Below are 12,363 nucleotides of genomic sequence, written 5' to 3'. Positions count from 1 at the left end.
AATACCTGGTAGGGGGTGCTCGCTCTGTCCTGACTTGAAAGGTATGGCATGAGCATCGAACGGCACGATTTTACCAGCGGAACGGAATTGGCACAGTCGCTTTCTGAAGCGATTGCGGACAAGCTGGCTGCCGCTATCGCTGAGCGGGGGCAAGCGACAATCGCTGTTTCCGGCGGCACAACGCCGCTCAAGCTGTTCGACATCCTGTCCCGCAAGATGATCGACTGGACGCTTGTTACAATCACGCTCGTCGATGAGCGTTTTGTTGCACCAACCAGCGAGCGTTCCAACGAAAAGCTGGTGCGCGACCACCTGTTGCGCGATCATGCAGGCGTTGCGAAGTTTGTGGGCCTCTATAATCCGGCAGCAACCGCAGAAACCGCTGCACTTGCAGCAGCAAATCGCATCGATGCATTGCGTCGCCCGTTTGATGTTGTTGTGCTTGGTATGGGCAATGATGGCCACACGGCTTCGTTCTTTCCGAATGCTGACAGGCTTGATCAGGCAATCGATCCCAAGACCAAAGCTGTCGTTCTGCCAATTCATGCGGAAGGCGCAGGCGAAAAGCGTCTGACACTGACTTTGCCACTGTTGGTGGAAGCGGACATGCTTGTTCTGCATATCGAAGGCGCTGCCAAGCAGGCAACGCTTGAGAAAGCACTTGCCAACGACGACGAAAATGAAATGCCGGTTCGCGCCGTGTTCCGTCACGCCCGCAAGCCGATACAACTCTACTGGACGAGCTAACAGTCCCATCGAACGCAGCAGTTTGCGTTTGAGACTGTGGGTTTTATAATTAGCCACAGGCAAGCCTGGCATTATTTCAGCAGGTGATACCCATGACGACGCAGACTGCGCATACCCGCATCAAAGCCATCACCGAGCGTATCATTGAGCGCTCGAAACCGACCCGCGAAGCCTATATAGGACGCGTGCGCGAGGCTGCTTCCCGCAAGCCGCATCGCTCTATCCTTGGATGCGCCAATCTCGCCCACGGTTTCGCAGCCTGCGGCCCGAATGACAAGGCGGCTTTGACCGCCGATGTCGTACCAAACCTCGGCATTATCACCGCTTACAATGATATGCTTTCGGCCCATCAGCCGTTTGAAACCTATCCGGAGCTGATCCGCAAAGCCGCGCGCGAAGCAGGCGGCGTGGCGCAGGTTGCGGGCGGCGTACCTGCAATGTGCGATGGCGTTACGCAAGGCTTTGCCGGGATGGAGCTTTCGCTGTTCTCGCGCGAAGTCATTGCCATGGCAGCAGCCGTCGGCCTGTCGCATGATATGTTCGACGCTGCCGTCTATCTCGGCGTTTGCGACAAGATCGTACCGGGGTTGATCGTCGGCGCCCTCACCTTTGGACATTTGCCAGCGATCTTCATTCCAGCCGGGCCTATGACGAGCGGTCTGCCGAATGACGAGAAAGCAAAGACCCGTCAGCTTTATGCAGAAGGCAAGGTTGGCCGCGCAGAATTGCTCGAATCCGAGTCAAAATCCTATCACGGCCCCGGCACCTGCACTTTCTATGGCACAGCCAACTCCAATCAGATGCTGATGGAGATCATGGGGCTGCATTTGCCCGGTTCATCCTTCGTCAATCCCGGCACGCCATTGCGCGACGCACTGACCCGCGAAGCTGCCAAGCGCGCGCTGGCGATTACGGCTTGCGGCAATGAATATACGCCTGTCGGCGAGATGCTCGACGAGCGGTCTTTCGTCAATGGTATCATCGGGTTAAACGCCACCGGCGGCTCGACCAATCACACGATCCATCTGATTGCGATGGCAGCCGCCGCCGGTATAAAACTGACGTGGCAGGACATTTCGGAGATTTCAGACGTGGTGCCTTTGCTGGCGCGCGTTTATCCAAACGGTCTTGCCGATGTGAACCATTTCCATGCTGCGGGCGGTATGGGCTTTTTGATCCGCGAATTGCTCGATGGCGGCATTTTGCATGAAGATGTTCGCACCGTTTGGGGTGAAGGCCTGCGCCCTTATGCGATTGAGCCAAAGCTCGGGCAAAACGGCACGGTTGTTCGCGAGCCCGTTCCCGAAAAGAGCGGCGACGAAAAGGTTCTTGCCAAGATCGGCTCGCCCTTCCAGCCAAGCGGCGGCATCAAGGTTCTGACCGGCAATATCGGTAATGCGATCATCAAGGTTTCAGCTGTCAAGCCGGAGCGCCATGTCATTGAAGCGACAGCGAAAGTCTTCAACGATCAGGCCGAATTGCAGGCGGCATTCAAGGCTGGCGACCTGACCGGCGACTTTATCGCAGTTGTGCGTTATCAGGGGCCGAAAGCCAATGGTATGCCCGAACTGCACAAGCTGATGACGGTGCTTGGTATTTTGCAGGATCGTGGACAGCGCGTGGCGCTAGTTACCGATGGTCGTCTTTCCGGCGCGTCCGGCAAGGTGCCGTCTGCCATCCATGTGACGCCGGAAGCACTCGATGGTGGCGCAATTGGAAAAATCCGCACTGGCGATATTGTTCGTCTTGATGCCGTGAACGGTACTCTGGACGTTCTCATCAGTGATGCGCTTCTTGATGAACGTATCGAACAGCGCCCGGATCTTTCAGCCAATGAACATGGCATGGGTCGCGAACTTTTCCGCGCTTTCCGCAACATCGCCGGGCGAGCTGACGAAGGCGCTTCGGTCTTCTGAAATTTGACGTGTTAAAAATAAGGCAAAGCGGTTTTTATGCCGCTTTGCCTCTTAAACTGACGAAAAACTCACAAAAAGGCGCAAAAAACGCCTTTCAATTGTGTCAAAATACTGGCTTTTCGAAGTCAACACTGCGGCAAGCAGCCGTCAAAGTGTTGGCCATCAGCATAGCGATAGTCATCGGACCGACGCCACCCGGAACAGGCGTAATGGCACCTGACACCTTTTCCGCATCCGCAAAATCGACATCGCCAACCAGACGTGTCTTGCCTTCACCCTTTTCAGGCGCAGGGATGCGATTGATACCGACATCAATCACTGTCGCACCCGGCTTGACCCAGTCGCCTTTGACCATCTGCGGACGACCAACAGCCGCAACCAGAATGTCGGCGGTGCGGGCAATCGCTGGCAGGTCCTTAGTACGGCTATGTGCTACGGTTACTGTTGCATTGGCTGCGAGCAGAAGGTTGAACATCGGCTTGCCAACGATATTGGAACGACCAATCACAACGGCATTAAGGCCCGACAGATCACGGCCATGAACGCGCTCGATCATGATCATCGCGCCAGCCGGCGTACATGGAACAAAAGCCGTGTCGACTTCGCCGGTGCCAAGCTTGCCCACATTGATGAAATGGAAGCCGTCAACGTCCTTTTCTGGCGAGATTGTCTGGATCACGCGACCTGAATCGATGTGCTTTGGCAGCGGCAGCTGCACCAGAATACCGTGGATGGCAGGATCGTTATTCAGGCTGTCGATGAGATCGAGAAGTTCCTGCTCAGAAGCATCGTCAGTCAAATCGTGCTGAACGGAAACAAAGCCGCATTCCTTGGCTTTCTTGCCCTTAGAGGCGACATAAACCTGGCTTGCCGGATCTTCACCGACAATCACCACTGCAATGCCCGGCACAACGCCGGTCGCGCCAACGAGCTTTTCGGTCTCACGCTTCACCGTGGAAACCACATCCTCGGCGAGCTTCTTGCCATCGATCAATTGGGCCATATCGAATGCTCCGTTTTAAACAGGCGATGCCTTGGGATACAGCGCCTTGATCCTGAAAACATGCCAATAAGCGTCATCGACTGAGATGACAATCTCAGAAAAGGCAAGTTTCAGGATAAAGTCGCAAAATGCCGGAGCGTGAAGGCTATTTCATAGAGGAGCGCGACGCTGACAAAGATCGCATGATAGCGCCGGTTATCGGTGAACATCGCTATGAGACTGCCCGCGATCAGCGCACCGACACGAATTGGGTATTCGATCCCGTAAAGGTTATAGTGCTCCATGCCTTTGATTAGCGTATCGATGACATCAGCGACGTAAACCAGCGCGAGAATGCCGAAGAACCATTTTCGCCGCGAGAGGAAATAATCGCGATAGCCGGTATATTCTTCCATGCTGTCGGGAAAGAGCAGCGTGCAGAGCAGGAAATAAAGCCCGGCATAGAAAATAACGAAGAAATATTTCTCGAAGGTCCATAGAGGAATGGTGCGCAGGCTAAACTCGAACCACCAGAAATGGATGACGGAAAGCAGGATGAAAGCCACCCAGCCCAGATGAACCGGGTAGATTTTCTGCTTGCCTGGATGCTGGATGAAACGCGCGAAACCCGTCAGAAGACGGGATACGCAAAGACCAAGAATAATGCCTATGATGATGCGAACATGCGTGAAAGCTTCCGCAGGTGGCACGCCAGTCGTTAATGCAGGATCCATTGTTCCCCTCAATGCAATATGCACCGCATCTTGGAACATAAAGAGTAAGCAATCAATAAATCACAATAAAATTATAAAAAGAAAGTGGCGCCAACTTACGTCAGCGCCACTTATTATGAATAATAAAAGCCTGCGCTTAGTTACTAAGCATTAGTTGATCGAGTTCAGGAAGCTTTCCCAGCTTTCCGACCAATGCGCACGGCTCTTTTCATCAGCTGAACGCACATTGCATGTCTGCAAGTCGCTCTCAGGAATATCTTTTTTGGTCGGCCCGCATACCCATACATCGTTATTTTCAGGCACAGTTGACGCTACGACGCTGACGATCTTGCCGTCTTTAATGCCGAAAAGGACATCAAAATCGGCCTCTTCATTGTTGAAAGCCCATGAGCAATACTCGTCAAAGTCCGGGCGGTTTTCGTCTGGCTTGCCACAAGCTTTGTCATGGTCGGGAGCCAGCTTATCCATAAGTGCTTTGCCTGCGGGTGACGAAATAACAAGATCAGCATCGGACAGTTTGCTGATTTCCTTAACGGCCCATTCCGGACCGTTTGGCGTTTCGGCGACGGCTGCACCTGCGGTCATAACACCGGCTGCAATTGCAACCACACGCACGATATGGAAAGCTTTTCCAAGCATTTGCTCACCTTTTAAAGCAATGATTTACAACAGATTTTATTAGGTCGTAACTATTTTCCAGAAAGAGACCTATCCATAAAACAGCATCTGTTCAACAAAGAATTGATTGCAAGTTTGAAACATTAAAGCGCGTCTCTTCTCCAGAGTTTTTGCCTTCGCGCCTTGCGGTTTGTGTTTATGGAGGGCTATATCGGACCCAACAAACGACAGTGCTTAAACACTCGATTCATGAAGGTGGAACTTTCTCATGCAAGATACAGTCATTCTCGTCGGTTGCGGTAATATGGGCTTTGCCATGCTCAAAGGCTGGCTCGACAGCGGCATTTTACAATCCGAGAATGTGCATGTGGTTGAACCTTCCGAAGCCCTTCAGAGCCGCGCAGCGCTTGCAGGTGTAAATGCCTGCTCAAGCGCCGACTCCCTCTCCGATGATCTCAATCCGCGCATGGTGCTGGTTGCCGTCAAGCCGCAGGTCATGGGCGATGTATTGCCTGCCTATAAGCGCTTTGCACCTAATGCTACCTTTGTCAGCGTGGCTGCTGGCATTCCGGTTTCATTCTTCGAACAGCACCTGGGCAGCGATGCAAAAATCATGCGTTGTATGCCAAACACGCCTGCCGCAATCGGCAAGGGAATGCTTGTCACCTATAAGAATGCCAATGTCCGCGATGACGATGCTGCTTTCGTAAAGAGCCTACTCAAGACATCGGGCAAGGTCGCAAGCATCGACGATGAAGCCCAGATGGATGCCGTGACTGCCGTTTCCGGTTCGGGCCCAGCTTATGTGTTCCACTTCATTGAAGCGCTGACCGATGCTGGTGTGACCGCTGGTCTGCCGCGCGAAACGGCAGCGCTTCTTGCTATGCAGACAGTCATGGGTGCAGGTGCATTGGCTGCCGCAAGCAGCGACAGCCCAACCAAGCTGCGCGAGCAGGTTACAAGCCCCAATGGCACAACCGCCGCAGCACTGAACGTCTTGATGGGTGAAGATCGCCTCAAGAATTTGGTCGCGGATGCTGTCGATGCGGCACGCAAGCGTTCGATTGAGCTGGGTAAAGCCTAAATCAGTATTTTCGGCACTGCATCGATAAGCGCCTTTGTAACAAGCGCTTGCGGTGCCGCGATCAAATCTCGCGCAGGGCGACATTCGACAATACGCCCCCGCTCCATCACAGCAATCCGATCGGCCATTTGTGCAGCAACCGCCAGATCATGCGTGATGAAGAGATAGGCCGTGCCTTCGGCCTTTTGTATTTCCTTCAATAATTTCAGAATTGAGCCACGCACCGTCACATCGAGCGCCGACACTGCTTCATCCAGAACGATGAGCGTCGGTGTTGTTGCAAAGGCCCGCGCAATTGCCACCCGCTGACGCTGGCCACCGGAAATCTCATGCACTCCGCGTTTGCTCAACTTGGGATCAAGGCCAACCTTTTGCAAAAGCTCGGAAATATCGCGTCTTATCCCATGAATACGCAGCGGTTCGCTGAGCAGATCATGCACCGTTGCGCGTGGATTGAATGCCGAAAGCGGGTCTTGAAATACCATCTGCATCAGCGCGCGGCGCTTTCTTAATTTGCTGCCTTTGAGCGCGAGCCAATCCTCATTCTCAAACTGGATAAAACCGGATTCAAGCGGATGCAGCCTTAGAAGTGCGCGCGCCAATGTGGATTTACCGCTGCCGGAAGGCCCGACCAGCGCCAGCGTTTCACCTGCTGCAATCTCAAGATTTGCGTGATCCAGCGCCAGCTTGTCGCCATAGCGCACGGTCAGATCAGTCGCCTGCAACACAGTTCTATCCATGTTGCGGCTCCAGCACGGGAACGGCTGCAATCAGCGCTTTTGTATAATCGCTCTTTGGGTTTGCTATGATCGCACGCGCTGGGCCGCTCTCCACCAGTTCACCATGACGGAACACGGCAATACGATCCGCCAAATTGGAAGCCAGCGCAATATCATGTGTGATGAAGATCAGCGTCATGCCGTCAGCCTGAACCAAGGCGCGCAGCAGTGCCACGATTTGCCTTTGCACAATGGTATCGAGCGCACTGGTTGGCTCGTCCGCAATCAACAGAGTGGGGTTTGCTGCGATGGCAAGTGCAATGGCGATACGCTGTTTCTGCCCACCGGAAAACTGATGCGGATAGCGCGAAAAACTTGAATTAGGCTCCGCTATCTGCACGCGCGCCAACAGCTTGAGCGCCTTATCTTTTGCCTCATGACGATCAATGTTTTCGTGGGCGCGGATTGTCTCAACGAGTTGCGCACCAACGCGCATCAAGGGATCGAAACTTGAAGCCGGATCCTGAAACACAAAGCCCACATCGCGGCCCGGCTTTGGTTTTCCATTCGGCCATTGGATTGCGCCTGAAATGCGAGCATTGGCTGGCAGCAGGCCGGCAAGGGCCAACGCCAATGTGCTTTTTCCGGAACCGCTTTCACCGATAATCGCAAGCGTTTCACGGGCATATATATCGAGGTCAAGATTGTTGAGCGCGGTATCGCTGCCATAACGCACGCCGAGATTTTCAATATGGGCGAGCACACTCATGCCTGCACCTCGCGCCGCGATGCAGCCTGCGTGATGCCTTCGCCCGCGAGATAGACGCCGACGACAGTCAAAGCCAGCACAAGCCCGGGCAGAATGGACAACCACGGTGCAGAGCGTAAAACTGTGCGGCCTTCGGCAATCATGCCACCCCATGTCACGCGATTGGGATCACCAAGCCCCAGAAATGACAACGCTGCTTCAATCAGAATTGCAGAGGCGACAATTACCGGCACAAGCGCCAGCACGGGCGGCAAGGCATTGGGCAGGATTTGCCGGAAAGCAATTTCCAGCGGGTGCATACCGATAACGCGGGCTGACGCCACATAATCGCGCTCACGGATCGACAGCACCTGCCCCCGCGTAAGGCGTGCAGCCTGCGTCCAGCTAGAAAGTGCAATCGCCGCAACCAAGACCGGCAGCGAAGGTCCGGCTATGCTGACCAGTGCCAGCGCCAGCAAAAAGCCCGGCACAGTCTGAAAAGCTTCCGTGATGCGCATCAGCACTTCATCGACCAGACCACCGGCGAAACCTGACAGCGTACCGACAATGCTGCCAATCAGAATGGATGCAGCCGCTGCGGCCAGCCCCACGACCAGCGATGCACGGCTCGCATGGAAAAGCTCGGCCAGCACATCACGACCCAGCCTGTCTGTTCCGAGCGGAAACGATGCATTGTCGAACGGCGCAAGCATCGGCGTTGCAACAATACGCAGCGGATCGCCGGGAAAGAGCAGCGGCGCAAGAAGTGCTGCTGCGATAAGCACGAGCAGAATAATCGCGCCTGCAATGCCTTCGCCCGATCCGAAGTAACGTCTCATCCCACTCATGGCCGGGCCTTTCCCGCAGATATGCGCGGATCAAGCCAGAGATAGAGAAGATCGACAATAAAATTGACCACGATCACCATGATGGCACTCGTCAAAATGACGCCCAGCAGCAAAGGCGTATCGCGGCTGGCAACCGCCTCCTGTGCAAGCCTTCCAAGGCCGGGAATAGCAAAGACGCTTTCAATCACCACGCTACCACCCAGCATGGAAGCAGCTTGCAGCCCAAGCATGGTGACAAGCGGTGACAGCGCGTTACGAGCCACATGACACAGCACGATGCGCGGGCGTGATATGCTTCGCGCTTTCAGTGCGCGGACGAAATCCATGCGCCAGATGTCGGCCATGGAAGCGCGCATCACACGCAGATAAAGGGCTAGATAAATCAGCGCCAGCGAGACCACCGGCAGCAGGAGATGGCGCGCTATATCAAGCCCACGCGCCAGACCTTCCTTGCCGGAAGCAATGGTCTCAATGCCGCTTGAAGGCAGCCAGCGCAGCCGGATTGAAAACAGGATGACCAGCACAAGTGCCAGCCAGAAACCGGGAATTGCATAGAGGACAAGCGAGGCAACCGAGAGGAAACGATCGCGAAAGCTTCCCGGTCTTGCGCCTGCGACAATCCCCAGAGCCGAGCCGACCGCGAATGACAGCGCCGTCGCAGCGCCCATCAGCAAAAGCGTATTGGGAAGGCGTTCGAGAATGACATCGAGAATTGGGCGGTTGAAACTGACCGACCAGCCAAGATTGCCCTGCAAAAGTGCGTCAAGATAGGCAGTCAACCTGTGCCAAACAGATTGATCCAGCCCCCAGCGAGCGCGCATTTCGGCAATGGCATTCGCATCACCGCCGAAGCTTACCGCATAGGCATCAACAGCATCGCCCGGTGCTGTTTCCAACATCAAAAAACAGCCAATAATAACAATCAGCAGCACAATCATGCTGCTGATCAGACGTTTCCTGAAAAGGGTGAGAATCTGCGCCACGCCGCGAGCGTACAATCAAAGCAACGCTTCGTCACAAAATTTCGTCACTGTGCAATAAACACATCTGCCCAGTCGGAAACTGCCCAACGCGGATTGTTAGAGACATTCTTAACGCGGTCATTGGCAACCGTGATAAAGCCCCATTCCGCCACATTGATTAGCGGCAGATCAGCTTCGACCAATTGCTGGAACTGATGATAAAGCGCGGTGCGCTTTTCCTCCTCAATTTCATGTGCAGCCTTGGCAATCACCGCATCCAGCTCCGCATTGGCATAACCACCCTGATTGGAGAACGGCACGCCTGCCGCAATACCGCTTTCAACCAGAATGGTCGTCGAAATTGCGGGATCGCCGCGATAGACGGTCGGTGCGATGGCGAGATCAAAATCGTGATCGGTATAGACTGCCTTCTGATGTGCTGCTGAATCATTGTTGACGATACGCGCATCAATGCCGATCTCCGCCAACGCCTGCCGCAGATAATCACCAAACTGCTTGGTTTCGTTGAAATAAGGGGCTGGAAGCAGCTTCAGTGCAAAGCGCGTGCCGTCCTTGCCGCGCTTATAACCCGCCTCATCCAGCAGCGCATTGGCCTTCGCTGCATCGAAAGGATAAGCGGCAACATCGCCGGTATAAAACTGGCTGTCATATTGCGGAACCGGCCCAGTCGACGGCTTGGCATAGCCCAGAAAAATCGTCTTCACAACGAAATCACGATCAATCGCATGAGCGATTGCCTGACGAACTTTAAGGTCTGATAGTTCCTTGCGGCGATGATTGATTTCGACGACCAGCTGATATGTCAGCGCTTCATAGCCTTTGGAAATGACATTGATCCCCGGCACTTTTGAAATGCGGTCGAGATCAGCCAGAGGCACGGCGGAAAACGCAGCAAGGTCAATTTCCTCGGATTCCAGCGCACCTGCTGCTGCAGCACGATCCGGCAGCACACGATAGATAATTTCATCGAGATAAGGCTCGCCCTCGCCCCAATAATCTTCATTTTTCGCAAGGCGATAATATTCGCCGGTTTTGTGCTCGGCATATTTGAATGGGCCAGTGCCAATCAGCTTTTCATTGGCGGGATTGGCGGCAATATCCGTGCCCTCGAACACATGCTTTGGCAGCACTGCGGTCAGCGCTGGCAGCGCATTACGAATAAGCTGAAACGGTGTTGGTTCGCTGAAGTGGAAAACTGCCGTATGCTCATCCGGCGTTTCGACCTTCTCAAGCGCCTTGAACACCACGCGGCCAAGATTTTGCAGAGGTTTCCAGACCTGCAACGCCGAAAACGCAACGTCTGCGGATGTGAAGGGCTTACCGTCATGCCATTTGACGCTATCACGCAGGTGGAAGGTTGCGGTCAGACCGTCATCAGAGCCTTCCCAGCTGGTCGCAAGGCGTGGCTCCAGACCGTTCTCACCGTCAAATGAGGCTTCGGCCAGAGGCTCAATCACCTTGCTCGCCACGAAGAAAACGCCGTTGGAAGCGACAATGGCCGGGTTCAGATTGCGTGGCTCGGAATCTGCGGCCACGACCAGTCGTCCACCTTTTTGCGGAGTGCCTCCGGCCCGCGCCCAACGGGGCAACAGCGGCAAAGCCGCAAGCGATGTCGAACCAACCAGAAATGCCCTGCGTGATGCAATAAACCGAGCCATATCACTGCCCCTGAAATTCAATTCCCTTTGTATTTGTCTACACCGGGCCTCAGCGAATTGCAGGGAAAATCCTGTCACAGTGGCAATAAATATCGAAAACTGTTTCTCTTTTTGGAATGGACGTCACTTTCGAATGAGCCCGAAAATCCCACAAAACAGCGGTCAGAAGCAATGTTGACCGTCTTAAGGGAAGCGAACTGATTTTCCCCTTCCTGCTCGTTTAAAGAAATTTTCTCCTTGCCAAACACCCTCCCTTGCATAGATCATGGTTAATTATGTGTTGTCGTATTTCGTGAGGAGAAATTGATACGGCACACAGTTGAAGAGCCGAGATCAGCTCTTTTGAACCGCATTTGCGGAGTCCTGTGTGAGAGTATTAGAGCAACCTTTATGCGCCCAGGAGGGCGAACGACGCTCTAAAGTTCCGTAAGTGCCTGTAGCTGAACCACCATTGGAAGAGAGGAAACAGAAATGTCTAGTTTGCTGCCCCCACTTCATGACGGTCATGCACCGATCTATTTGCATCACGCATTTCAGGACGCAGTGGATGCTTATGAAGACTGGAACCTTGAAACGGCCGAACCAGTCGTAGCAATCAATGGTAAGATCACGCGTATCAGCGTCGTTTTCCGTCGTCTATGGCGCTGCACCGATACAGTCCCTCGCCATACGCTTGAAGCATTGAGGGATATCGTTCCGTCAAATCTTATTCATACGGAACGCTGGAAAGACAATGCCACATTCGCCGAAGCTGCCCATATGATGCGGACAGCACTTGAATGGCGCAAAGCACGGCGCGTTCCTGTCGTCTGCTAAGCCAGACTAACTTATGCCGCGGGCGGGATTTACCCCGCCCGTTTTCAATCACAATCTCTAATTCAAAGCTTGCGGAAACGCACACGCGCACTGCGCTCAATGGCTGCAACAGTCAGCTCATCCAGCGCCCAGCGATCACGAAGCATCTGAAGAAATTCAAGTTCTTCCTGCTCGACATGCAGGTCAGCCGCCGCCACTTCAACCGCCAGTGCATAGGCTGTGTCGTAAAGCTTTTCCGGCATTGCATCATGCGCAAGATCTAGAATTCGTTCCAGGCCGTCGTCATAAGAAAGCATTTCGAGGCAATCACTCGCCAGCTTTGGCAATCTCGCAGCATCAAAGCCCTGAAAAACTGGAAGGCGCGACACCACATTGCTGATCGACGCCAGCTCTGCATCAGTCATGGTTGTATCTGCGGCGGAAGTCGTCACCATGATGTAAACGAGTGCGTCCTGAGGTGAAATGTTTTTCATCGAATGCTCCTGCATCGTTCAACCGGAATCATAGTTT

General features: G+C 54.0%; 13 protein-coding genes. 4 read left to right on the top strand and 9 right to left on the bottom strand.

The genetic code is table 11. From position 1 onward, the window contains the following. Positions 1-48: 48 nt before the first annotated feature. Both pgl and edd read left to right on the top strand, forming a co-directional pair. On the top strand, positions 49-747 hold the full coding sequence (pgl, locus tag ABWV94_RS15325; protein WP_007879706.1) for a 6-phosphogluconolactonase: 699 nt from the start codon (positions 49-51) through the stop codon (positions 745-747). A 92-nt stretch (positions 748-839) separates the two neighbouring features. After that, positions 840-2,663: a phosphogluconate dehydratase gene (gene edd, locus ABWV94_RS15320; RefSeq protein ID WP_353414185.1), complete on the top strand. Its 1,824-nt coding sequence runs from the start codon at positions 840-842 to the stop codon at positions 2,661-2,663. Positions 2,664-2,766: 103 nt separating this feature from the next. Here edd and folD read toward each other — a convergent pair whose 3' ends face one another. The 3 genes from folD to ABWV94_RS15305 all read right to left on the bottom strand — a co-directional run bounded on the left by folD (position 2,767) and on the right by ABWV94_RS15305 (position 5,018). After that, on the bottom strand, positions 2,767-3,666 hold the full coding sequence (folD, locus tag ABWV94_RS15315) for a bifunctional methylenetetrahydrofolate dehydrogenase/methenyltetrahydrofolate cyclohydrolase FolD (protein ID WP_353414183.1): 900 nt from the start codon (positions 3,664-3,666) through the stop codon (positions 2,767-2,769). A gap of 110 nt (positions 3,667-3,776) precedes the next feature. Continuing rightward, complete coding sequence (locus ABWV94_RS15310; protein ID WP_007879710.1) at positions 3,777-4,379, bottom strand: hypothetical protein; 603 nt, start codon at positions 4,377-4,379, stop codon at positions 3,777-3,779. A gap of 150 nt (positions 4,380-4,529) precedes the next feature. Further along, the gene (locus ABWV94_RS15305) at positions 4,530-5,018 is read right to left on the bottom strand and encodes a hypothetical protein (RefSeq protein WP_113496718.1); all 489 of its coding nucleotides are present in this window, start codon (positions 5,016-5,018) and stop codon (positions 4,530-4,532) included. A 247-nt stretch (positions 5,019-5,265) separates the two neighbouring features. Here ABWV94_RS15305 and proC point away from each other — a divergent pair, with 247 nt between their 5' ends. Next, positions 5,266-6,081: a pyrroline-5-carboxylate reductase gene (gene proC / locus ABWV94_RS15300; protein WP_079213691.1), complete on the top strand. Its 816-nt coding sequence runs from the start codon at positions 5,266-5,268 to the stop codon at positions 6,079-6,081. Here proC and ABWV94_RS15295 read toward each other — a convergent pair. From ABWV94_RS15295 to ABWV94_RS15275, 5 genes are read right to left on the bottom strand one after another with little or no spacing between them, the layout of a single operon-like run. Next, positions 6,078-6,821: an ABC transporter ATP-binding protein gene (locus ABWV94_RS15295; RefSeq protein WP_353414180.1), complete on the bottom strand. Its 744-nt coding sequence runs from the start codon at positions 6,819-6,821 to the stop codon at positions 6,078-6,080. The two genes, proC and ABWV94_RS15295, sit on opposite strands and share 4 nt — an antisense overlap. Next, positions 6,814-7,569, bottom strand: coding sequence for an ABC transporter ATP-binding protein (locus ABWV94_RS15290; protein ID WP_353414178.1), 756 nt, complete (start codon positions 7,567-7,569; stop codon positions 6,814-6,816). Before ABWV94_RS15290 ends, ABWV94_RS15295 begins: the two co-directional genes overlap by 8 nt. Continuing rightward, positions 7,566-8,396: an ABC transporter permease gene (locus ABWV94_RS15285; RefSeq protein ID WP_353414176.1), complete on the bottom strand. Its 831-nt coding sequence runs from the start codon at positions 8,394-8,396 to the stop codon at positions 7,566-7,568. The genes ABWV94_RS15290 and ABWV94_RS15285 overlap by 4 nt, the downstream gene beginning before the upstream one ends. After that, positions 8,393-9,394, bottom strand: a complete 1,002-nt coding sequence (locus ABWV94_RS15280) for an ABC transporter permease (protein ID WP_353414174.1) — start codon at positions 9,392-9,394, stop codon at positions 8,393-8,395. Before ABWV94_RS15280 ends, ABWV94_RS15285 begins: the two co-directional genes overlap by 4 nt. Positions 9,395-9,423: 29 nt before the next feature. Beyond that, positions 9,424-11,037, bottom strand: a complete 1,614-nt coding sequence (locus ABWV94_RS15275) for an ABC transporter substrate-binding protein (RefSeq protein ID WP_353414172.1) — start codon at positions 11,035-11,037, stop codon at positions 9,424-9,426. A 471-nt stretch (positions 11,038-11,508) separates the two neighbouring features. Here ABWV94_RS15275 and ABWV94_RS15270 point away from each other — a divergent pair, with 471 nt between their 5' ends. Beyond that, positions 11,509-11,853 (top strand): BRA0787 family protein, encoded by a 345-nt coding sequence (locus ABWV94_RS15270; protein ID WP_007879732.1) that lies wholly within the window; start codon positions 11,509-11,511, stop codon positions 11,851-11,853. A gap of 62 nt (positions 11,854-11,915) precedes the next feature. On the opposite strand, the gene ABWV94_RS15265 is transcribed toward ABWV94_RS15270, so the two are convergent. Beyond that, complete coding sequence (locus ABWV94_RS15265; protein WP_007879733.1) at positions 11,916-12,326, bottom strand: tellurite resistance TerB family protein; 411 nt, start codon at positions 12,324-12,326, stop codon at positions 11,916-11,918. Positions 12,327-12,363: the final 37 nt, after the last annotated feature.

It is taken from the genome of Brucella sp. NBRC 12953 (genome assembly GCF_040369775.1).
Classification (GTDB): domain Bacteria; phylum Pseudomonadota; class Alphaproteobacteria; order Rhizobiales; family Rhizobiaceae; genus Brucella; species Brucella pseudogrignonensis.
This window is presented reverse-complemented; position numbering and strand designations above follow the sequence as displayed.

Excerpts from the sequence above, each read along its gene's own strand:
- pgl (WP_007879706.1), top strand. The coding sequence starts at position 49 with ATGAGCATCGAACGGCACGATTTTACCAGCGGAACGGAATTGGCACAG.
- edd (WP_353414185.1), top strand. The coding sequence starts at position 840 with ATGACGACGCAGACTGCGCATACCCGCATCAAAGCCATCACCGAGCGT.
- folD (WP_353414183.1), bottom strand. The coding sequence starts at position 3,666 with ATGGCCCAATTGATCGATGGCAAGAAGCTCGCCGAGGATGTGGTTTCC.
- ABWV94_RS15310 (WP_007879710.1), bottom strand. The coding sequence starts at position 4,379 with ATGGATCCTGCATTAACGACTGGCGTGCCACCTGCGGAAGCTTTCACG.
- ABWV94_RS15305 (WP_113496718.1), bottom strand. The coding sequence starts at position 5,018 with ATGCTTGGAAAAGCTTTCCATATCGTGCGTGTGGTTGCAATTGCAGCC.
- proC (WP_079213691.1), top strand. The coding sequence starts at position 5,266 with ATGCAAGATACAGTCATTCTCGTCGGTTGCGGTAATATGGGCTTTGCC.
- ABWV94_RS15295 (WP_353414180.1), bottom strand. The coding sequence starts at position 6,821 with ATGGATAGAACTGTGTTGCAGGCGACTGATCTGACCGTGCGCTATGGC.
- ABWV94_RS15290 (WP_353414178.1), bottom strand. The coding sequence starts at position 7,569 with ATGAGTGTGCTCGCCCATATTGAAAATCTCGGCGTGCGTTATGGCAGC.
- ABWV94_RS15285 (WP_353414176.1), bottom strand. The coding sequence starts at position 8,396 with ATGAGTGGGATGAGACGTTACTTCGGATCGGGCGAAGGCATTGCAGGC.
- ABWV94_RS15275 (WP_353414172.1), bottom strand. The coding sequence starts at position 11,037 with ATGGCTCGGTTTATTGCATCACGCAGGGCATTTCTGGTTGGTTCGACA.
- ABWV94_RS15270 (WP_007879732.1), top strand. The coding sequence starts at position 11,509 with ATGTCTAGTTTGCTGCCCCCACTTCATGACGGTCATGCACCGATCTAT.
- ABWV94_RS15265 (WP_007879733.1), bottom strand. The coding sequence starts at position 12,326 with ATGAAAAACATTTCACCTCAGGACGCACTCGTTTACATCATGGTGACG.